The sequence below is a fragment of the Candidatus Poseidonia alphae genome (assembly GCF_943787815.1).
Lineage (GTDB): Archaea > Thermoplasmatota > Poseidoniia > Poseidoniales > Poseidoniaceae > Poseidonia > Poseidonia alphae.
In genome coordinates, this window is record NZ_CALSNW010000001.1 from 282,839 (window position 1) to 304,082 (window position 21,244).

14 protein-coding genes are annotated in these 21,244 nt (G+C 50.0%); 4 read left to right on the top strand and 10 right to left on the bottom strand.

Translation table 11 applies throughout. The annotated features are described in order from the left end of the window. Nucleotides 1-17 precede the first annotated feature (17 nt). Both AAA857_RS01315 and AAA857_RS01320 read right to left on the bottom strand, forming a co-directional pair. On the bottom strand, nt 18-587 hold the full coding sequence (locus tag AAA857_RS01315; protein WP_338172283.1) for a hypothetical protein: 570 nt from the start codon (nt 585-587) through the stop codon (nt 18-20). A 26-nt stretch (nt 588-613) separates the two neighbouring features. Further along, nucleotides 614-3,226: a DEAD/DEAH box helicase gene (locus AAA857_RS01320; protein ID WP_338172285.1), complete on the bottom strand. Its 2,613-nt coding sequence runs from the start codon at nt 3,224-3,226 to the stop codon at nt 614-616. An 89-nt stretch (nt 3,227-3,315) separates the two neighbouring features. Between AAA857_RS01320 and AAA857_RS01325 the strand changes: the two genes are divergently transcribed. After that, nucleotides 3,316-3,933, top strand: a complete 618-nt coding sequence (locus tag AAA857_RS01325; RefSeq protein ID WP_338172287.1) for a hypothetical protein — start codon at nt 3,316-3,318, stop codon at nt 3,931-3,933. A 1-nt stretch (nt 3,934) separates the two neighbouring features. Here AAA857_RS01325 and AAA857_RS01330 read toward each other — a convergent pair whose 3' ends face one another. The 3 genes from AAA857_RS01330 to AAA857_RS01340 are packed head-to-tail and all read right to left on the bottom strand — an operon-like array spanning nt 3,935 to nt 7,018. Next, complete coding sequence (locus AAA857_RS01330; RefSeq protein WP_338172289.1) at nt 3,935-6,019, bottom strand: hypothetical protein; 2,085 nt, start codon at nt 6,017-6,019, stop codon at nt 3,935-3,937. Then, nucleotides 6,016-6,543: a hypothetical protein gene (locus tag AAA857_RS01335; protein WP_338172291.1), complete on the bottom strand. Its 528-nt coding sequence runs from the start codon at nt 6,541-6,543 to the stop codon at nt 6,016-6,018. Before AAA857_RS01335 ends, AAA857_RS01330 begins: the two co-directional genes overlap by 4 nt. 10 nt (nt 6,544-6,553) lie before the next feature. After that, nucleotides 6,554-7,018, bottom strand: a complete 465-nt coding sequence (locus tag AAA857_RS01340; protein WP_338172293.1) for a PaaI family thioesterase — start codon at nt 7,016-7,018, stop codon at nt 6,554-6,556. Nucleotides 7,019-7,108: 90 nt separating this feature from the next. On the opposite strand from AAA857_RS01340, the gene AAA857_RS01345 reads away from it, so the two are divergent. Further along, entirely contained in the window at nt 7,109-8,419 is a 1,311-nt protein-coding gene (locus tag AAA857_RS01345) for a succinylglutamate desuccinylase/aspartoacylase family protein (RefSeq protein WP_338172295.1), read from the top strand. Next, nucleotides 8,416-8,646 (top strand): hypothetical protein, encoded by a 231-nt coding sequence (locus tag AAA857_RS01350; protein WP_338172297.1) that lies wholly within the window; start codon nt 8,416-8,418, stop codon nt 8,644-8,646. The genes AAA857_RS01345 and AAA857_RS01350 overlap by 4 nt, the downstream gene beginning before the upstream one ends. Before the next feature lie 11 nt (nt 8,647-8,657). Here AAA857_RS01350 and AAA857_RS01355 read toward each other — a convergent pair whose 3' ends face one another. The 3 genes from AAA857_RS01355 to gyrB form a co-directional block, all read right to left on the bottom strand. Further along, entirely contained in the window at nt 8,658-9,914 is a 1,257-nt protein-coding gene (locus AAA857_RS01355; protein ID WP_338172299.1) for a LeuA family protein, read from the bottom strand. Nucleotides 9,915-10,009: 95 nt separating this feature from the next. Then, nucleotides 10,010-12,838, bottom strand: coding sequence for a DNA topoisomerase (ATP-hydrolyzing) (locus AAA857_RS01360; RefSeq protein WP_338172301.1), 2,829 nt, complete (start codon nt 12,836-12,838; stop codon nt 10,010-10,012). Next, a complete protein-coding gene (gene gyrB, locus AAA857_RS01365; RefSeq protein ID WP_338172303.1) occupies nt 12,828-14,777 on the bottom strand; it encodes a DNA topoisomerase (ATP-hydrolyzing) subunit B in 1,950 nt (649 codons plus the stop codon). The genes AAA857_RS01360 and gyrB overlap by 11 nt, the downstream gene beginning before the upstream one ends. A 340-nt stretch (nt 14,778-15,117) precedes the next feature. Here gyrB and AAA857_RS01370 point away from each other — a divergent pair, with 340 nt between their 5' ends. Continuing rightward, nucleotides 15,118-15,915: a type I 3-dehydroquinate dehydratase gene (locus AAA857_RS01370; protein ID WP_338172305.1), complete on the top strand. Its 798-nt coding sequence runs from the start codon at nt 15,118-15,120 to the stop codon at nt 15,913-15,915. 3 nt (nt 15,916-15,918) lie between these two features. On the opposite strand, the gene AAA857_RS01375 is transcribed toward AAA857_RS01370, so the two are convergent. Next, nucleotides 15,919-16,938: a hypothetical protein gene (locus AAA857_RS01375; protein WP_338172307.1), complete on the bottom strand. Its 1,020-nt coding sequence runs from the start codon at nt 16,936-16,938 to the stop codon at nt 15,919-15,921. Nucleotides 16,939-16,986: 48 nt separating this feature from the next. Continuing rightward, nucleotides 16,987-21,189, bottom strand: coding sequence for a PKD domain-containing protein (locus AAA857_RS01380; RefSeq protein WP_338172309.1), 4,203 nt, complete (start codon nt 21,187-21,189; stop codon nt 16,987-16,989). Between the last annotated feature and the right edge of the window lie 55 nt (nt 21,190-21,244).

Here is a 21,244-nt window from a genome sequence, read left to right on the forward strand (position 1 = left end):
GCCTTTGAACCCTCCCCTTATCGGTGAGAAGCACTTTGGTCATCGGCCATGGAAATATGTGCGATAAGTCGCTCTTCGAGGTTATCAAATTCCACTGAGTGCGCATCCGCCCCCAACAGTTCAGCCCCCTCTATAGAAAGACTCATTGGGGAATCTTTAGTCTCCGCACCCAAGAGATGGAGCAGGGTGCTAATTTCTTCAGGAACCGTTACAACTTCCGGGATAAAGGGATGAATATGCCCCAATGAATTCCGGGATGATTCAGCCTGCGGAAGATGGAGAATCCACGCATCCCCGGACCCCTCTTGATAGCCGGCACGGGCAAAAGCTTCGGATACATGATGCGTACCCGCGAGATAGCGCATAAATTCAGCATCAATACTACGAGCCACGCAACTGCCTCTCAATTCATTTCGAGTGGTTTTCACCCAAGCAGTCCACAATTGCATATGTGTTTGAACCGCATGAGTCCCCAGCAATACCCAACGGGAAGAAGGTCGCTCTTTGAGGAATGCAGCGATAACGCCACCAGGATGTTCCGTCTCATCGAGATGGACGGGCACGCAAGGGAACGGAGGGAGTTCCATGCTACAGCGCAGAGGCTTCTTGGATTTCAACCATCCTCAGAGCGCTCGCCTTCAAGGGGCACATCATCATCCCTGGCCATGGGATGCTGCTCTACGGATTCAGTGGATGACTTTCGTAAAACGCGTTCAACCTCAAGAACTATTTTTTCGAGCAACATCGGACCCCAACCTCTCAAACTGAGAAGAGCATTTTTGGTTTTCAACGACATCGTTGCAACATCATTGGGTTGCCTCAATCCCAAAGAGGCCATCTCACGTGCCCGCTGACGGCCCACATGCCGAATGTTGACAAGTTGCAACAGGTCGGTTTTGCAACCGTGGCGAACCCGTTGTTGGAGAACACTGATCTGCTGAACTAATTCTGAGATAATATGCATGTGCTCCTCCGAAAAGACATCATCTGCCATCAAAACATGCTGAGCACCAGCAAGCAACCACCCCATGAGGTCAACGCGGTGATGGACGTCCCCTGGCGAGACATCAAGGCGGCTTTCAAGATCCCGAATTGTCGCTTCCTCGGTCCATTCTTCAACCATCCATGCACTCTTGACATTGCTCAACATAGCCTCAGCATAACCCGGGTCAACCAACAATTCATCTTCCGTGGAGTTGGCCTTCAACCATACCGGCGAGTTGGCCTCCATGTCGGCTGTCTTTGCCCAAAGTGAATTGAAGTCGGGAGTTGCTACTGCCAGGTGGAGCAATCCAAAATCCGTAACCGGTCGGTCGGCCCGAACCGAACGTCGAACGGCCCGACGCAGTCCTGTCCTCAAAATAGAGGCCGAAAGAGGGTCAAGGTACAGTTGAGTCACCCTTTCGCCCATTTGTGTTGCTTGATACTTCATATTGTGAGGTTCTTCAGCTGAAGGTTGGACCCATCCGCCGGTATTGCCCAAAGAGGTTGCAGGAGTGAAGCCAAGAGAGGGGCTAATGTGAGCAGACCGATGTGAAGTGGATTTGGGGGCAGCAATTGGGTTTGCGCTCCACTGCACCCCGACAGTTTCCTGAGCGGGAGTAGCCCATGCCGGAAGTGAGTCATCCCAAGCCTCATCTCCCTGTGAGTTAAGGTCCTTGTTCAACCAGTGAGCAGTGAAATGCTCGTCGACTCCAACTTTTCTAACGAAGCGTTCCTCAACCAGCCAGTCCAGCATGGTATTGAGTCGTTCTCGGAGTTGAGAAGGTGCCATGGTTGAACCCAAAAATGTCGAGGAAAAGAAATGCTCAATCGAACCTTTGTGGAGGAGGCCACCGGTTGCGATGCTAGCAAGCAAATGCATCCGCATCGCAGGCTCATTTGCAAGTTTTGAGGTGATGTCTTCTATTGGCCCGAAGAAATAGCGGTCTGAAACCGAATCCGCCACTTCCCAACCATCGGTGCCTTTGCAATACACCCAAGCCTCACCCCGAGTGTCGTATTTTGGGCGCCCTGCTCTTCCGAGCATCTGGCGAACTTCCATGACCGGAAGCGGGCGACTCATGCCGTCATCCCACCTTTTGAGGTCACGAACGAGCACGCGCCGAGCGGGTAGGTTAACTCCAGCTGCAAGCGTGGGGGTTGCTGTCAAGGCAACAAGAAGTCCTGATTTGAAGGCTTTTTCAACCTCCTTACGCTGACCAGATGTCAATCCTGCATGATGAAAACCAACCCCACCAGACATTGAATGGACCAATTGTTCAGCAAGGCTGGATTGGCTTCTACCTTCCAAACGTTCGGCCACCTCTTGGAGTCGTTCAAGCCGCTCAGGGTCCTCCTTCAGCAATCGTTTCCGGACTCTTTTAGCGAGGTTCTTGGCTTCGGATTGGGCGCTTCTTCGGGTCCCAACGAACATAAGAACCTGACTTTTCGTATCCAAACCATCACTGACAACACTCCATACGGGGTGACTTTTCAGCCCCTCAAGCGTTCGTGGAGGGCTTAACGCAGACGGATCGTGGTTGGTGTTTGAAGATTGAATCTTTCTTGGCTCCACATGAAAATCATGGAACGTAGCATATTCAAGGGCAACAGGTCGCCAGTCTGATTGGACCAAATCTGCATCCAGCCAATCAGCAAGGGCCTGGCAGTTTCCAACAGTGGCGGATAATGCGATGAGTTGGGCATCTGGGCGTATGTGGCGGAGGCGCGTTAAATTGATTTCCAACGTAGGTCCGCGAGTCGAATCGTTCATCAGATGAAATTCGTCGGCGACGACGCATGTGAGGTTGGTGACCAGTTCGGCTTTATGTCTCAAGAGTGAATCCAATTTTTCAGAAGTACAAACGAGAATGTTGCAATCATCAATGTTTTTGGCTTCAGCCGTAGCATCTCCAATACCGAGTCCAATCTTCAAATCCATCGCCTTTGCAATTTGTGAAAGGTCCTCGTATTTTTCCATCGCCAACGCCTTCAACGGGACAATATAAATCGCTTTAGATTGTTTGTGCCCTTCAGTTAAACGCTGAATCATGGCCATGTAAGCAAGTAACGACTTCCCCGATGCAGTTGGAATCGCCACAAGGGTATTTCTACCGGACAAGATGCTGGAGGCTGCTTCCGCTTGAGGGGGGTGGAGATTGGTAATTCCCCATTCCTTTTTTAGAAAATCAGAGAAATCTTGCGGCATTCCAAGGGCGTTTACATCGGTAATCGGGCCCTCCATACTACCCTACCAACGCCAACAGTCCAAAAGGACAACGGCTTCGGAGAACTTCCGACATGCCTAAGTCCCACCTGTGGGTGTCCCCCCACATGAGCGACGACATGGAGACCATGGTAGAAGAGCGATTGTCCATCTTTGATGATGAACCGGACCTCAACGATTGGGTGGAAGTGATGTGCGGTGCTGCAATGGCAGTGCTCGGAATTTTCCATTTGGTTCAACCCGGTGATTTGGTCAATGCTGACGTGATGCGATGGTTCGCCGCAGCAGTTACAGCAGCAGGTGCAGTTTGGGCAGGACACGGCCTCAAAGATATGGCTGTAAAGGAAGTCCGTCGTTCCATCGCTTTGCTCGAAATGGCAAATTCAGACACTGGTGTCGATACCGGACTTATTCGAGATGTACTTCTCAATCAAGAAGCGTACCGAGAATTCTTGGTTCACGCCTACGATTCTGCATGGGAAGACGGTGTGATCTCAGAGGCTGAAATGAAGGAATTGAAATCGTTCCAAGAAGCATTGGGTATCACTGATGAAGAAGCAGCAGAGATGAGCGTCAAGGCTGCGATTAAATCTGCGGCTTCCGACGGTGAAATCACCGATAAGGAAGCAAAGTCGATTGACAAGGCTGCCCAAGCCGCAAAAATGAATCCTGATGAAGTGACAGAGGCCGTTTCAAAAGAACTGAAAAAGGCAGATAAGAAGTGATTCAAGTCCACTGGTTTTCTCTGACTGGATGGAACGACTGCGCCATCCTTTGGGCTTTTTGATAACGTCTTAATTCAGCCGTAGACGCCACAATACCGAGCAACATTCCGAGCCACATCAAGGCTGAACCGTACGGTAAAATCCCATCAGCGTTTTGCAAACCCCAATTCTCTTGAGGGATGTCATTCAAATCAAATCCTCGCGATGGTTGGAAACTCACATCAAGGAGGTCCAAGTCACAATCACAAAGACTGATGGTGATTTGTTGTGGAAACAAGTTCCCTTGGATTCCAATCCAAGACTTTTCAGAAATGCCTACTGGACGGGTGGACCAAACTGGCGTGTTAAACGAACCCGCAGATCTGGTTTCCACCATTACCGTATCGATATGAAACACCGAAGACGAAGGGAGTTCATCGACCACCAACAAAGCTTCGAGCATTAGGAAGTCAAGAACGAGGGAACGACCTGCAAGCAGAACAAAACGTACCGAATGGTCATCTTGCACCCCTTGAATTCCCAATTGCTGGCTTCCTTCAGCCACTTGTGAAAAGATCAGTTCATCGAGTCGTAATTCCTCAAATTCAGGGACAATCAACTGCCATCGGTTATCCTGAAGTGGGACAGCACGTTCTATCGAAAGGCGAAGTTGAAGACGCTCTCCAGCCAACATGCCCCACGTTGCTCCGGTGTGTTCAACGAGAGTTTGGTCTGGAACCCCATCTGCAGAAACATCCCAAAGTTGTTGGAGGCGCATGTCTATGAGGTCATCGATGGTGATTTCATCTTCGTATTGCACTTCGTCAGCGATGGACCATAAGGGATGGATGATGCCTCCTATAAAGAGACAAATTACGCCAGGCAGGAACACTCCAAACCTCAACGGATACGACGTTGTCGGCCTGAAAGCAACGAGGAGGAACACTCCAAACATAACGATTGAAAGAAGCAATACGGACACACCCTGTTCGTTCAAAGCATAGGAATCCGATTCATCACCAAGGAGGACCGTCCCCGATGGATAAAATGATTCAGAAGAAAAATCATCTGATACGACAGGGCCAGAACTTTCGTATCCAAATAATCCTGCCCAAGAATAGGATTGGAACCGATCAGGGGCGCCCCTGAAGCACAAATTGTAATCATTGACAGGTAGATTTCGCCAACGATAGATGATTCTCAAGTCATCATCAACAAGTTCAGTTACAACTTCGGGCTGAGGCGATAAACGGCCCGAATCGGTCACTAAGTTTGGAACTTCATGAGGTTGTTCAAGTTCTATGGGGACCGCCACCCAATCCACAATGAGGGTCATCACTTCATGTTCTTCGACGGGGAATGACCAGCAATCCCAGTCATCACTAACCAAAGCCCCTTGGTGGCCGGTGTCAAAACTTGAAGCGATGGGTTGAGTGGTGGACGAAGGTTCATCGACATCTGCTGCTTCTGCGTCAATGGACCAAGGAAGTTCCATTTCAATTTTAGAAGGGCCTCGTAAATTCAATTCCCAAGTGCCAGGGCGGTCAAGGGTAACGACCATGATCAAACGGATTTGAGCATCTTTCCAGAGAACTCTTGTCGCCCCCAGGTCCAGCAATTCATCTTCAAGCGTGTAGGGCTCGTATTCGGATGAGGTCGGTACAAATTCGCTTTCAAAAGACCATTCTGTCACGCTCTGTCCGAGAATGAGGCGAAAGTCAACGGCTGGACGAAGAAGTCCACCAGTTTCCGTTTGATGCCTAAAATCAACGATCAGCGATTCTATTTGTTCCGGGAGGATGGCGAGGTGTTGCTGGACTGGGGCGGCATCAAACTCAAAGGAGAGCGTTTCAGGTTGAAGGGTTGAGCCAAAACTTTGCCCGGAGAACTTCCCTTCCCCCATTGAAACAGGTGTGAGGGAGCAGTCATTTTCTGATTGACATGAGAGAAACATTGTCCCGCCACCCTCGAGAGAGGTAATTCCAGCCTGGGCCGGAGCAGTAAATATTGGGATCATGAGCGAAAGAAAGAACAAGCTCGAAAGGAGGAAAGCCTTGCGAGTCACCATAACCATCCCATAACTTCCAGATTTGCCATTGTTTATCATTTGATGTCCTTTATGGGGCGGTCAATGAGGCGACTTCGGCATGTTCGGCATTGATACTTACCACCACTTGGACGCTGACGAGGATATTCCATTTCACATTGAACACAGACCCAGAGCCATGATGCACGCTCAAGCCGCATCTTATGGGTGAAGTCAAGACCCTGTTTTGACGCGTCTACGTCCGGCCATAGCGATTCTATTGCACGAAAGTCCCGGTCGTGTGACCTGTTCCCAATAGCGTGAAGGAGTTCGTGATACATTACAAATGCAGCATATCTCGACCAATGTTGCTCAAGTAAAACCGGATGCAAGTCAACTGTTTCTAATACGAGGCCGCCCTGTTTTCGTGTCCAACGAGTGACTCCATGACGTTGTGTAGAACTTTTACGTAGCAGACCCAATTTGACGGTTGAGGCAGTGTTGAGGCTCTCAAGTGAAAAAACTTTGAGCCCTTTCATCTCTGCAACCACGTCGTCCCTAAGCAACTCAAGGCGTACGGATTGGGAGGGGTCGGGGCGCACCATGATACAAACCTCAAGACCAGCGATGATAAGCAGGATGACCCTCTTTTACAGCCACAAAGAGGCCTTTTCCCGTTGCACAAACCTTACCATTGGCTTCAAGTTTTAGAGTGATTTCAGCACGGTCTTGCAGTAAAGTCTCAACTTGGCTTGTCACTACCAATTCAGTGTTCAATGGAGTGGGGCGTCGCAATTGGACGCTGTAGGATGCCGTGACGGTGCATGGTGGCTCGTCAACTTCTTGAGCGTCCATAAGAGCAACTGCTGCGGTCCAGTTCCCATGGCAATCCAATAAGGTTCCAATGATTCCTCCGTTGATCATTCCAGGAAAGGCTTGGTGATGTTCTTCGGGGGTGAACCGAAGAATAAGACCGTTTTCAATCCGGTGGGAATCAATTTGCAGGCCCTGTTCATTTGCTGGCCCGCAACCAAAACAAATTGAACTCGGTGCATACTCTCGCTGTACCCCTGGAGTCATACCCACGTGTCAGGCGTGACACTTTTTGGTTGTTGGCTTTGGCTGAGAAAATAGCGTATGGTTCATGATGGGGGGGGCTGTGGCCAATGCATGGCGGGGCGTAAGAAAACCAAGGTCCGGAAAGTTCGAGTCGCCCATGAACTACCAAAACGCCGTAAAATCGCAATTGAAGAAGCCATGAAGGCCCATCAAACCGAAGACCGCCCCGATTGGGACCGAAGTTCGGAATGGGGGGATATTCGCTTCTTCAGAAAGCGCATCAAGCCAGGAACCTTGAGAACCGTACCCCTCCCTCTTCTCGATGTCAGCTTAGGCGATCCGTGGCCAGTTCCTGTAACGGTGATTCATGGATCTCGGCCAGGCCCCTGCATCACGGTATTGGGGGGCATTCATGGGGATGAATTGACAGGCCCATCTGCTTGCACACACTTGTTGAGCAACCCGTTTACTGACGAAGGGCGCCCCCTTGACCCAAAATCCATGGCTGGGACGTTACGTATTGTCCCCGTTCTCAACCTTCCCGGTTACAGAGCAAAATCAAGATATTTCCCTGACGGTCGTGACCTCAATCGACAATTCCCCGGTGACCCAGGAAGTTCTACGACCAAACGCGTGGCTCACCAGATTTGGAAGCACCTCATCGAGGATTCGGATGGAATTATCGACCTCCATAGCGCAGCCAAAGGACGCGACAATATGCCTCAAATTCGTGTTGACCTCACGCATTCAAGTTCTTACTTACTCGCCAAGGCGTTTGGAATTGAACTCATCCTCGACTCAACACCGCCAAAAGGTTCCCTTCGACGTACAGCTAACGCTGCTGAGATTCCGGTCATCACCTACGAAGGTGGTGGGGCAGACTATCTTGGGCATGAATCGGTCAAGGTTGCAGTCCATGGCGTCATGAACATCTTGCGTTCTCTGCGAATGATCCCCGGAAACCCACATCGTCCTCGTTTCCGCATCATGGCGAGTGGCTCACGCTGGCTTCGTGCTGGAGAGGGAGGCCTCCTGGACATGTTCGTTAGTGCTGGAAGTGTCATGCGAGAAGGTGAGGTTCTAGCGACTATTTCAGACCCAGGAACACCAGGAATGACCGTAGATATTGTCGCTCCTGAAGACGGGCTCATCATCGGAGCAGCGACAAACCCGTTCACTGCAGCGGGAATGCCTGTGGGGCACTTTTTGCCCATTTCAAAGCATTTCTCACTTCTCGAGGAACAGATTGATGATGATGGGAAATTCATCATTAATGGAAGTCAAGAAGACCCAGTGTGGCGTGAAGAACATGAAATTAGCGAGATTTCGTTGGACGGTGAATGGAGCGGCGGAAGCGTAGACTCCGAATGGATCGGCTCAAAAATCACCAACGAGTCAAAAGAGTTTGAAGAAGAATCGTGAACATTTCTCTCCGTCACAGGGAAAATATTCATTTGGGAGTGATTGAACCAACAAAGGATTTTAAAATGCCAATCGATTTGATTTCAGCAGAATTAGCAGAAAATACCTTCGTTGCCGTAGGAGACAAACTTGATGAGAAATTTGGTAAAAAGTCCTGGGTTAAACCACTCTATTGGATGACTGTGATTGGCCTTTTTTCAGCAATAGCAGTGTACTACTTTTGGTGATGGAAAGAACCTTACTGACTTGAAAAAGCAGTGACTGCGGCATGAATTTCTTCATCCAGCATGTTTCGCTTTTGACTCTTAGCAATCTCAAAGAGGTAAGCAACCAAGTCGTCTGAAACTTCGATTTCATTTTGTTCAAGCCACCAGACAATGTTTGACCGGCCCGACATGTGGCCAATTCGTATGACTTGCTTCAAGCCAAAATCACCAGCAGGAACTCCGGAGTAGACTCGGTCAGCAAGCCAGTGATCGCCCTTCTTCATGGCCTTAATGACAGCGGATGCATGAACACCAGTACCTGTTTCAAAGGCATCTTCGCCGAAGACTGGATAGTTTCGGGGCAAAGGAACTTCAATGTATTCGTTCGCCTTTTGCATGTAAGCATCCAAGAGTGTCAAATCGTTCTCAATAACACCCATGAGTTTCAGATTCACGAGGGTTTGGTCAAGCGGCGCATTCCCTGCCCGCTCACCAACACCTAGGGCGGTTCCATGAATCACGTCTGCTCCAGCCTCAACCGCTGCAATGTTGTTCGCTACCCCAAGGCCACGGTCTTGGTGGCCATGCCAGTTGACTTCGATGTCTCGGCGCTGATAGCCGGCATCCTTGATCACTTCTTCGTCAATGAATGAAAGGAGTTTCCTAACGCCATTTGGGGTGACGTGCCCGCAGGTATCACAAACGCAGAGGCGGCGAACGCCGAGTTCCATCGCACGCTGATAGATCATTTTCACATCTTCAGGGTTGGAGCGTGTCGTATCTTCGGTGACGAACATGACCTGTACGTCGTTTTCAACTGCATAAGACACCGCACCTTCCATCGTTGTGACGAGTTTCTCCATGGTCCACCCTTCCGTAAATTGTCGAATGGGACTGGTCCCAAGGAAAGCAGATGCCTGAATTTCCATTTCATGCTTTGCTTGCATCTCCACAAGAGGTTCAATGTCGCCCATGAGGGTACGAACGGCAGCTCCGGGTCGGATTGAGTAATCGTTTTCCTTGATATGGCTGAGCATGGCATCGATGTGGTTGCGGTGAAACGGACCTGCCCCCGGGAGCCCGAGGTCTACTTTTTGCAAGCCAAGTTGTTCCATGAAACTGAGCAATTCAATTTTTTGCTCAATGGTAGGGTTACGTGCACTTGGACTTTGCAAACCGTCTCGAAGGGTTTCATCATCAAACCAAACACCATGTGGGTGATTTGAAGGGTTTCTGCTGAATTCATATTCTACAGTATTCCAGTCGTAAATGAGTGAACTCTCTTTCATAGCTATCACCTTTGCATGAGCCGAGTTGGCCCCGCAATCCCCTACGGGTCGCCTTCATGTTTGAATGCGTCGCTTCGCTAAGATGAAGCTTAGGCTCACTCTTCTTCGCTGCTTTCGGATTCTTCATCGGACTCTTCTGAACTCATGTCAAGCAAAGAAGCAGGGATTCTTGATGAGAAAATCAACTCATCGGTGAATCCGCCCTTGGACTTGTTTCTGAACTCCATAACCCGTGTACCTCGGCTCGCCTTGCCCTTGGTTTCTTTCGTTTGGTTAACGAGAATCCGGATCATCATTCCTTTCATCGTGAGCAAAAACAGGTGGTCCTCCAAATCAGGAACGGTACGAACACTGATGATTTGGTCATCGTTTTCATCGTCAAGTTTCATGGTTCGAACACCCTTAGCACCTGGTTTCGTCGAACGGTAACCATCGGTGGTCATCTTCTCATCTCCGTTTTCGTCAACTTTGATGTTACCAGCAGCGTCCGTATCGGGAATACGGTCTGCAGTGCCTAAGCGACTTCGCTTCGCCATTCCATACTTCGAAATGGTGAGGATCTGTTCCTCAGCGTCAAGCATGGCGACCATTCCTGCGACAGAACCGCCTCCTGAGCCTTTTCTGTCGCCGACCCTAATTCCGTAAACTCCGCCAGAAACACGGCCGGATGCTCGGATTGCTAAACACTTGAAACGCGATGCATAACCTGTTGTGGAGATCATCACGATGTCATGCTCGTTCGTTGCGGAACGGACATTGACAAGAGCGTCACCTTCGTGCTTGAATCGCAGTGCATACTTTCCGTTCTTGTTGATACGAACGTACTCGTTCAGATCGGTCTTTTTGATGAGGCCACCCTTTGTCGCAAAGACCAAGAAATGTCCAGATGGTGGCGTCTTACCGCAGTTTTCACATTTGCTTGTGGGCCCTACGTTTTGAGGCTGTTCACACTTTGGATTGATGCATTCCCAGTTTTCTTGAGGACTGAAGCATTTCTCATTGACTTCTTCGATCAATTCACGAGAGATCGGAAGGATGGTAACGATGTTCTCATCATCGCGAATGCTTTCTAAGAGATTCCTAATATGACTTCCACGCGATTGCCGGCTTCCAAGAGGTGTTTCCCAGGCTTTGAGCCCGTAAACACGACCCTTATCCGTAAAAATAAGCAATCGGTCTTTGCTGAAGCATGTCACGATGAGTTGAGGGGTGTCCTCGTTCTTTGTCGTAACGCCTTTGAGCCCTTTCCCACCTCTGTTTTGAGTTCTGAACATTTCAACAGGTGTGTGGCGAATGTAATTCTCAGTGCTGAGGGTAATGACGATGGCTCGCTCCTCAATGAGGTCTTCTCGGTTCATGGAAAGTGGCATTGGGTCAATGTAAGAACGGCGTTCGTCACCGTGGCGTTCCACGACTTCATTGAGTTCCGTTTTGAGAATATCAAGTCGACGGGGGCGTGAACCGATGATGTCCTCAAGGTCTGCGATTCGGACTTTCAGTTCTTCATGCTCAGCCTGTACGTTTGCAACGTCCATTCTGCTCAACTGATACAACCGGCGTTCTGCAATGGCTTTTGCCTGTGCCTCAGAGAAATCAAAGGGCGCAATGCCCGACATGATTTCGTCTCCTCGGAGACAAGACTCAAATTGTTCACGGCTGGAACTTGCCTTACCAACGGCAACCACATCGTCAATACGGTCCTGCGCCTTGACCAGGCCTTCAAGAATGTGGGCCCTTGCATTGGCTTTGTTGAGGTCAAATTGGGCTCGTCGCTCAATGACTGTTTCTCGGTGAGCCACATAGGTGTGAATCATGACTGGGAGGGTAAGCAATACCGGGCGCCCGTCCAAAATCCCCATCATGTTAGCTGAATAGGATTCTTGCAAACGGCTGGATTTGAACAATTGGTTGAGAACTGCGTGAGGGTCAGCATTGTTCTTGACCTCGATCACAACACGGATTCCTTCCTTGGAAGATTCGTCCCGTATGTCTCGTATTCCAATCACAATTTCTTTGTTGACCAAATCAGCAATATGAATGAGCATGTCTGCCTTTTTCACCTGATAGGGAATTTCGTGGATGACAATGCGCTTTCCGTCACTGTCATCATGAACGTCACATTTTGAACGTACGTGGAATCGGCCCTTACCGCCGGTATACATATCGATGATTCCATCGATTCCGTGGATGCTTGCACCTGTTGGGAAATCCGGGCCTTTGACATGCTTCATGTACTCTTCTATAGAGACGGAAGGCATGCCTTCAGAGCCTTCTTCAAGGATACGATCGACGTGAAGGTTGACGGCACCTGCAACTTCAGTGAGGTTGTGCGGAGGAATGCGCGTTGCCATACCTACTGCAATTCCGTCGCTCCCATTGAGCAAAAGATTGGGGAGGCGGGAAGGCAGAACGGTTGGTTCTTGTTCAGAGTCGTCAAAGTTCGGTTGGAAATCTACTGTTTTCTTGTTAATGTCTTCGAGCATGTGTTTTGAGATGCGGTCAAGACGGCTTTCGGTGTATCGCATTGCAGCAGGCGGGTCCCCGTCAATCGAACCGAAGTTACCCTGTCCGTCCACAAGAGGATAGCGGAGGGAAAATTCTTGAGCCATACGAACCATGGTATCGTAGATGGATTGGTCTCCGTGAGGGTGATATTTACCCATGACTTCTCCAACTGAACGTGCAGATTTACTGAATTTTTTATCGGACGTGTGCCCACCCTCGTACATTCCGTAAAGAACACGGCGGTGAACGGGCTTCAACCCGTCTCTTGCATCGGGCAATGCACGGCCAATGATGACCGACATGGCATAATTGATGTATGAATTTTTCATCTCAGTATTCAATGGATGGTTGAGGACATTGCCACCAGGTGCAATGGTTTCGTCGTCTTGTTCTTCTGTGGTTTCATCTTCAGATGTCAAGGTTGGTCACCTCCTTTGCGTAGCGCTCAATGAACGCTCTACGCTCAGGGACATCTTCGCCCATGAGCGTTTCAAACATACGGTCTGTTTCCTCTGCTTCTTTTACGGTAACACGCAGCATTGTACGCGTTTCGGGATCCATGGTCGTCTCCCACAACTGCTCAGGGTTCATTTCACCAAGACCTTTGTACCGTTGAACGCCAATCTTGGCATTCGGGTTATCGCCCTTCAAGTCTTCAATAAAATCGTCTCGTTCTTCATCGCTAAAGGCGTATCGAGACATCTTGCCTTTTGACACCTGATAGAGTGGCGGTTGGGCGATGAACACGTGCCCTTCGGTGATTGCTGGGCGCATAAAGCGCCAAAGGAAGGTCAGCATCAAGGTCCGGATGTGAGCGCCATCAACGTCTGCGTCGGTCATGATGATGAGGCGATGATAACGGAGCTTCGATGTGTCAAAGGAGCCTTCATCTTCGGAATTGTTTCCAACCCCTGCCCCAAATGCACGGATCATGGTTTGGATTTCGTTGTTCTGGAATACTTTAGCAATGTTATGCATTTGCCGCTCAACGTTCAAAATTTTACCCCGCAAAGGCAAAATCGCCTGAGTGCGTCGGTCTCTTCCGGTCTTGGCTGAACCACCTGCGGAGTCACCTTCTACAAGGTAAATTTCACACTCCTTAGGGTCTTTCGATTGGCAGTCTGCGAGTTTTCCGGGAAGGCCACCGCCCTCCAGTACGCCCTTTCGACGGGTCAAATCTCTCGCTTTTCGGGCGGCTTCCCGAGCCTTTGAGGCCAAAAGTGCCTTGTTGACGATCATCTTAGCCACGGAGGGGTTTTCTTCGAAAAATTCATTCAGTTTTTCATAGACAACCGTTTGGACGATACCCATAACTTCGCTGCTGACGAGTTTGTCTTTTGTCTGGGATGAGAATGAAGGATCAGGATGCTTGATGCTCACTACCGCTGCGAGACCTTCCCGAACGTCATCGCCTGAGAGCGGGTCGCCTTTGAGCAACTTGTTTTTCTTAGCATAGCCGTTGACGCAACTCGTGAGTGCGCCTCGCAAACCGGACATGTGTGTGCCCCCGTCTTTGTTCCGAATGATGTTGGTGTAGCAGAGAATGCTCTCGCTGAACGCATCCGACCACTGGAGTGCGAGTTCGACGGTCACGGGCCCCTTTTCAATTTCCTTTTCGCCTTGGATGATGATGACATCCTCGTGCATCGGAACACGCCGGCTGTTGATTTGCCGTACAAATTCTGCAAGGCCGCCCTCGTAATGATGTTCGCTGACATGTTGGTCTTCGCCTCGGTCGTCCGAGATGATGATTTTCAGCCCTGCGTTCAGGAATGATGTTTCCTTAAGCCGGGTATCAATTTGATCAAAGTCGAATTCAGTAATGTTGGTGAAAATCGAGGTATCAGGCTTGAATGAAATGGTCGTTCCTGTATCATCGCAGGTGCCAATGGTTTCCAATTCAGTCACACGTAATCCGGCCTCAAACCGTTGGCGGTAGATGGTTCCATCACGGTGGATGGTGACCTCCATCCATTCCGAAACAGCATTGACAGCAGAAACCCCTACGCCGTGGAGTCCGCCACTGACCTTGTACGAACTGTTGTCGAATTTTCCACCGGCGTGGAGTTTAGTCATGATGACTTCTGCAGCAGAAATGCCGAATTCTTCGTGCAGATCAACGGGGATGCCTCGGCCATAATCTCGTACCGAAAGGGAGCCGCCAGGATTGAGAGAGACTTCAACGACATTGTTGTGGCCGGCCAAGTGCTCGTCAACGGAGTTGTCCACGACTTCCCAGATGCAATGGTGGAGTGCAGAGCCGTCATGAGGGTCTCCAAGGTACATACCGGGTCGTTTTCTTACCGCTTCGAGGCCCTCAAGGACCTGAATGCTTGCTGCATCATATGAGTCATCCATTGTCATCACCGGTTGGGAAAGAGTTTGCAGGTTATTGTGCAGTTATCAAGGGTAAAATAATCATTGGAAAAAAGTGGGCTGCGGCCCGATATCGACATGATTTTTTTCACTCCCTCCCATTCAATTTCTACTTCCCTCCACGGTGTTTAAACATACCCCTATCAATACCGCCGAAACACGCCATTGAATCAGTAAAACCGCTGCCGGAAGGGCCCTAATTGTTGAGGCATTTTACCCTTCAAAAAGATACGCACGCATTTTAAATCTACGCTGAAAATTCCGATTCCACTGGGAATGCGAGCGGCGTGAGCGTTAAGAAGAGGACACAAGTGGGCAGGTCATGACTGGCCCTAACATCTGTGTGTCCCTTGAAGGAACAACCGTCAAAGAAATGGCTGATGAAGCCGCACGAGCCAACATTGCTGGCGCCGATATGGTCGAGGTGCGCTTTGACCGCCTTTACCTCAAGAAACCCCCTCATGAGCCTGTAGAGGACGAGAACGGTGAAATCCGACACGTACTACCACCCGAAGACCAATGGCACGTCCTTGAGGCTGGAGAGGTAAATGCTGATGAATCAATTACATCCCTTAAGGAAAGCATCCCGCTTCCTGTGATCTTCACCGTCCGCCCCCTCAATGAAGGCGGACATTTCCCTGGGACCGAAGATGAACGACTTGAGATCATGAAGAAGGCCATTGCATCTGGCGTCACCACCATCGACGTTGAGTTGTCTGTAGAAGATGAACAGCGTAAAGAAATCCTGGACATGGCCTCCTCCGCCAAAGTCGGCATCGTATCGTCCATGCACAACACTGAATCAACCCCCAGTGCATCCGAACTCATTGAACTGGTAGAAACGCATTCAACCGAAGGCGAGATCTTCAAATTTTGCGGGACCGTTAACGACCATCAAGATGCGCTTCAGATCGTCGAGGCATGTCACGAACTTCGTGGCTCAAAGCACAATTTTTCGATGATGGCTCTTGGCAACGGAGGAGACTGGTCTCGCCTTCACGCCCCTGTTCTCGGACAAGCTTTGGTCTACGCCACACTTCGTAGTGAATTCAAACTCTCGAACAAGGGCCTTGTCAACATCAAGGACCTCAAGAGTGCTTGGACTCTAATGGAATACTGAGTCCTACTCTGATGGCGGCATCATGCCGTCAGCTGACTTCTGCTCAAGAAGGGGAACGGTTTCCATTGTTGCATCATGGCCTGCACCATCATTTCCTGCATTCATGTAACGGCTGTTGAGGATGAACGGGACCACTAAAACCGTAGCCATGACCATGAAGAAAACCAAAGGCACGGTCCAAGGCGGGAGGACAAATGTTCGTTCTTCTGTGATCACGGTTACATCAGCCACAACGACTTCATTCTGTGGCTGAGCGTCCCTGTCGTGAGAGTTATCCCACGTGTCAATCACCAAATAGAAGTCTTGGTAGGTATCGGAATCGAAAAGAGAATTGTATACCTCTGGACCGTCCAAGGAGAGTGAAAAGGTTACTTCAGCCGTATTTTCGTACTGGTGCACGTCACGATAGGTGTTCCAGCCAGCAGGGTTGAAACTTCTCCATTCAGGTGATAAATCACTCAAAACCTGTTCAAAGTCACCCATCCACGTATAGAAATGATTGCTGTTGTAGGATTCCCGGTACATCTCATACTGTGATGTTGTCAGAAGATATACGTCTGCTTCAGCAGGGGCCGACGTGTTGTCAACAACGGTTTGAAGCGTGAGGCAAAAGGTCGTTCGATGCTGACTTGAAAGGTTGAAACGAAGCACGCCAGCACTGTCGTTTCCAACAAGAAGCGTTGTATAATGGTCGGTTGACAAAGGCTCCAAAACCGGTAGTGGCCACATTGGGTTGAACATCCAGCTTTCTTCAGGGTGTAAGGCTGGGTCTAATTCTGAGGCGAATTCGGGTCCCTCTGCAGCAAGAGGCTTATCGTCGCCACGATCCATTTCATCAAATCCCCAACCCCCATAATCTGAAAAGGGAACCAGTGCTTGACGCTCAACCGTTTCGTTCCAAACGATTGGCTGAATATCACCCGTACAGCCGGTTGCCGCTTGTGCCTCAATTTGAACGGGGGAGCCATTGGAAATCAAGGGCAAGAGAAGTAAAAGCGAAACAAGAAACGTGCTAATTCGCATTGCTCCACCGTTCTCTCTTGTACCTCGGAGGCTTTAGGTCATGTCGGCTCAACGGCGACGAAGTGGGCGGATGTAACCGCTGTCATCACTTCGACGCTCATCCTTGGAGAGGATTTTCGGCGCCGGTGGAGGCAAGTGATGATCCATACCAAGGAGTCCACCTTGGGATTCGACCATCTCAACATCCGAATAAGTCTCTGCGGCATCCTTGGCCTCTTCTTCAAGAGAACTTGGTTCTCGCATAACCAACCAACCAAGAATTAAGGCGACTGCAATCAGACCGATGAATGTGGCCAATTCTGACCCAGCATCGGCAATCCATGATTTCCATTCATCTGCGGTAAAGTCCGAAAGTGATGGTGGGCCATCAGGTTCAGGAACAACCTCTACCTCTTCGGCCATGGACTCACACTGGCCAAGCCCGTCGCACACCTCGACCTTGAGCTCATAATATCCAGTGAATTCCCACGCATGACTGGCACGAACATCGTAACCAGCAGTCGGTTCGATCCAATCGTCACCAGCATTTCCATTCTCGTTTTCATCCTGTGAGAGGTCAAAGTCCCAACGAACGGTCAACTCTGTGAGAATGCGCTCATCTCGCTCGTAAATTGAGCCGTCTTCAACATCCAGGTCTCGATAGATTTCAAGCTCCACATCATCTTGCATGTCAGACACGTTTGCATTGAAACTGTAAGAGTCCCCAACAATGATTTCCTCAGGGATGAAAATTTCATAAATTTCCGGAGGTGAGTTCACGACCACGGTAAAGGTCATTCGAGTCACGTCCCCGGTCCCAAAAGCATCCCGTACAGTGAGCGTTACATCGTAGGTGCCAGGCAAAACATAGGCGTGCCAAGGACTTGCATCGTGCTCGAGAGGAGTTGCATCTCCAAAGTCCCAGGTGTATTGCACCAGACCGTTCCAGTCGGGCGAGGATACCTCGAAGGGGATGTAGCGCCCTTCAAAGCGACGATCGCCGTCTCGGGTCCCAGAGGAGTCAAAATACAGCATGTCGCCGGGAGCAGTAACAACATGGTTCTCTTCGTTGAAGGTATGAGACCATCCATCGGGGACGCTTCCTTCGGGGAACGAGGTTGAAGAAGTGATTTTTTGGTCGTCAAGCCAACCGTCCAAAATTCGGACTTGAATGATGGGGAGAGGATTGATGATTCGCACCGTCATGGTTCGTGGGAAACTGCTTTCTCCACGCTCATCGGTAACAACAAGTGTCACAGAGTGGATACCGGGTTCGGAAAAGGCGTGAGTCACTTGAGGACGTTCTCCGAAGGTTCCATCCGAGAAGGTCCAATTGTAAATCAGGTCCGTTGAGTCTCCAACCGTCCCGTCAGGGTCGGTACTGTCTCTGCCGTCAAAGGTATAGGGCTCGTCTACCTCTCCATCTTGCTCTCTAAAATCAATGGATTGAGAGCCAACAGTAGACGATGAAATCACATCAAATGAGGCAAAAGGCAGTTGGTTTAAAACAACGACATTGAGCATGGTCGTCATTTCACTTCCATCATCATCGGTCACCGTGAGCATCAAGGTCTTGTTCCCAGGAACATCCCATGACACAATTGGGTTTGAGAGGCTGCTGGAGACGGTTGAGTAATCATCACCTCGTTGAGGCATACCAGGAGCAATCCTTACTCCATCGGTGAAGGTCCAATCGTAGGCATCTATGGTTCCATCGTCATCGATAAAGACATCGGGCATCACCAAATTCGTGTAGGTCATGGTCGTCATCGTCTCTGCGTAAATTTGCACAGGTAGGCGATTGTTGATGTTCACCTTGATGGTTTTCGTCCCGTTGTTGTTACCGTCAAAAACTGTCAGAATGAGGTCGTAGGTGATGTTTTCTCCATCAATATCGCCCCATTCGTGTTGCTGAGAGTAAACTCCAAGTCCAGAGTCACTGGTACCGTCACCCCAATCCCAATGGAAGTCAAGATAGTCAAGAGGGACGTTATCGGTCGTACGTCCAGCAGAGAACAAGATTCGTTGATTGGTCAAGAGTGAAATCTCTTCTTCAACAACAATATTGTTGACGGTTATGACGGGAAAGGGATCCGTTGAATCAGACACGTTTACCGGATGGATTTCGGTTTCAGACCAACTGCCACCCTGGTCCATGACTCGTAACGTAGCATTGAACGAACCTACCGCCGCATAGGAACGTAACGGTGATTTCAAATTCGATGTTACGTTGTCTCCAAAGCTCCATGCATATGCGGTGGGAGCGTCGAGGTACGGCAAGGTATTGTTGTCCAAAGAGAGTCCCCATGCATCGAAGCCACCGCCCAAGAATTGGAGGTTCTCCCAAGTTTGAACGTCCGTGAGTGAAAGGGTTCCGTTAGCAACTGGTTGCATGTTGTTGAGCGTTTGTGGCGATGTCTGCAGGGTATCAACCACGGACCCAAGCATGTCTTTCATGACCATTGAAAAAGAGTACATGTCGTTGAGAGGGGCAGTAAAGTAAACGCTGCTGTCAACGATTGAACCGCCACCCGCAGCAATGCGGTCGGTCACGAAATCTACAACCGTTCCTGAACTGTCAGTCACAGTAACTTCAACATCCAAGTCTTCAAAGAAAGCGTTTGACAATACGCCGTAATCAATCTGAACGGTATCATCACTGCCGTCTCCATCACGGTCTCCAAGCGTGGTCGTGTTCAAGGAAAGCGTAGCTGGTGAAGTGATTCGAGCCGCTTCAACATCAACAGTGCCTGTTGGATAAGAAGGCCCACATGAGGTGTAATCGCAGTCCGCAATCGTACTTCCATACCATGTAATCACCCATACCTCATCGGTAAGGTTACCAAATCCAGGAACAAGGCCAGTGGCCACTTTGTTTTTGAAATTAAGATCAGAGACGCTCCAGAGTCCATCGGAAGTGGCCTTCGAAACGACGACACCATCAAATTGCGATACGTCTGCAGTTAGGCGTAAGGTCAACGGAGCAGGTGAGGCTCCGCCAGGAGTGAACTTGAACGATCGAATGCCCCATCCTTCGAGAGTGTTACCGGTAGAAGACCACGGTGAGCTCCAATCGCTGTTTATTTCGGTTGGCTGAGCGCGGCAAAACAGACCGCCTGAGCAAACGGGGTTCAAATCCAAGTTTGGATACCCATAGATTCCTTGGTCCGAATCAAGGGTTGCGGCGATGCTGAAATTGGCGAATATTTCGCTCATCGTCGTGCCGACTGCGCCCACTGGACCGGATTGAGGGGAAAGAGCCAGATTCTCGACGCCTTGGCCCCCTGTTGCCGAGTCTTGGACGAGTTGACGGACCGCCGGGCCGCCTCCGAGGTGTTCTGCAAGATACATGGTGAACATGTACCCTGCACCGTAATCGGCAATTCGTTGATTCCACCAACGTACGGATTGTTCGGGATTTGCAGTCCAGGCGTTCACGTGGCCCGTGAGGGTTGAATCCGCTCCGAAGCAGAGGTAGATCGCTACGTCAGCGTTTCCTTCGTCAATCCACAAATTTTCATAGGGGTCCAAAGCGTTGTGCAGCAAGTGTTCCAATTCGTGGGCCAGAATTGATTTGCCCCAAGAGAGTGTGATGTCCGCATAGTCTACGTACACGGATTCGCTGGAACTGGAGAACGATGGAGCGAAGTATCCGCCCGTGTTGTAAGCACCGTCGATATCGTAGACGATGATTTGCACCTGGCAGTTGTTGTCAACATCGGGAGGCGCGAGTCCTCGGCCGTCTTGGTAATCTTTACCGTAATACGTGGTCATGGTTGGATAAATGGTTGTGTCCCATGTGCTCGCGAGGTTGTTGAGAACGGTGGATGACAGTGTCCTTCCGCTTTGCACGATGAAGGCAACGCTGTTTGTGGTTTTCGCCACATAGGCATCGATTTGACCGCCCGAAATAGCAACCGTAAGTGTGTCACCTACAACTCGTGGCGTGCATGCGCGCCCTGCTGCGCGCCCGTTTGTGGTATCAACGACCATGTCGTCAACACCTGGCCGCCCTGCGTCAACCCACGCTTGCCGCATGAATTGTGTAGCGGATACAACCGGCTGTTCTTCATGAATAAACAAGTACTCACTTCCATCACTGGGGTTGAAATCTTCAAGGTCGCCGATGATTTCGCCATCCGTCTGTACGGATGGTGAGGATGCTTGCTCTTCGGTCGAATCAGCGGTTGCAGTCAATGCGAATGGGCCCATGCTCATCAAAAGCAAAAGAGCAACGAATACGAGGGCGGGAGTGGAGCGTCGTTCCGACATAATAATCACCTTTAGGAATCGTAGGACCGATTCCCAATTTAGCCACTTGAAAGGA

What these genes read in the sequence shown, in the direction of transcription:
- AAA857_RS01315 (WP_338172283.1), bottom strand. Translation starts at nt 587, where the DNA reads ATGGAACTCCCTCCGTTCCCTTGCGTGCCCGTCCATCTCGATGAGACG.
- AAA857_RS01320 (WP_338172285.1), bottom strand. Translation starts at nt 3,226, where the DNA reads ATGGAGGGCCCGATTACCGATGTAAACGCCCTTGGAATGCCGCAAGAT.
- AAA857_RS01325 (WP_338172287.1), top strand. Translation starts at nt 3,316, where the DNA reads ATGAGCGACGACATGGAGACCATGGTAGAAGAGCGATTGTCCATCTTT.
- AAA857_RS01330 (WP_338172289.1), bottom strand. Translation starts at nt 6,019, where the DNA reads ATGATAAACAATGGCAAATCTGGAAGTTATGGGATGGTTATGGTGACT.
- AAA857_RS01335 (WP_338172291.1), bottom strand. Translation starts at nt 6,543, where the DNA reads ATGGTGCGCCCCGACCCCTCCCAATCCGTACGCCTTGAGTTGCTTAGG.
- AAA857_RS01340 (WP_338172293.1), bottom strand. Translation starts at nt 7,018, where the DNA reads ATGACTCCAGGGGTACAGCGAGAGTATGCACCGAGTTCAATTTGTTTT.
- AAA857_RS01345 (WP_338172295.1), top strand. Translation starts at nt 7,109, where the DNA reads ATGGCGGGGCGTAAGAAAACCAAGGTCCGGAAAGTTCGAGTCGCCCAT.
- AAA857_RS01355 (WP_338172299.1), bottom strand. Translation starts at nt 9,914, where the DNA reads ATGAAAGAGAGTTCACTCATTTACGACTGGAATACTGTAGAATATGAA.
- gyrB (WP_338172303.1), bottom strand. Translation starts at nt 14,777, where the DNA reads ATGGATGACTCATATGATGCAGCAAGCATTCAGGTCCTTGAGGGCCTC.
- AAA857_RS01370 (WP_338172305.1), top strand. Translation starts at nt 15,118, where the DNA reads ATGACTGGCCCTAACATCTGTGTGTCCCTTGAAGGAACAACCGTCAAA.
- AAA857_RS01375 (WP_338172307.1), bottom strand. Translation starts at nt 16,938, where the DNA reads ATGCGAATTAGCACGTTTCTTGTTTCGCTTTTACTTCTCTTGCCCTTG.
- AAA857_RS01380 (WP_338172309.1), bottom strand. Translation starts at nt 21,189, where the DNA reads ATGTCGGAACGACGCTCCACTCCCGCCCTCGTATTCGTTGCTCTTTTG.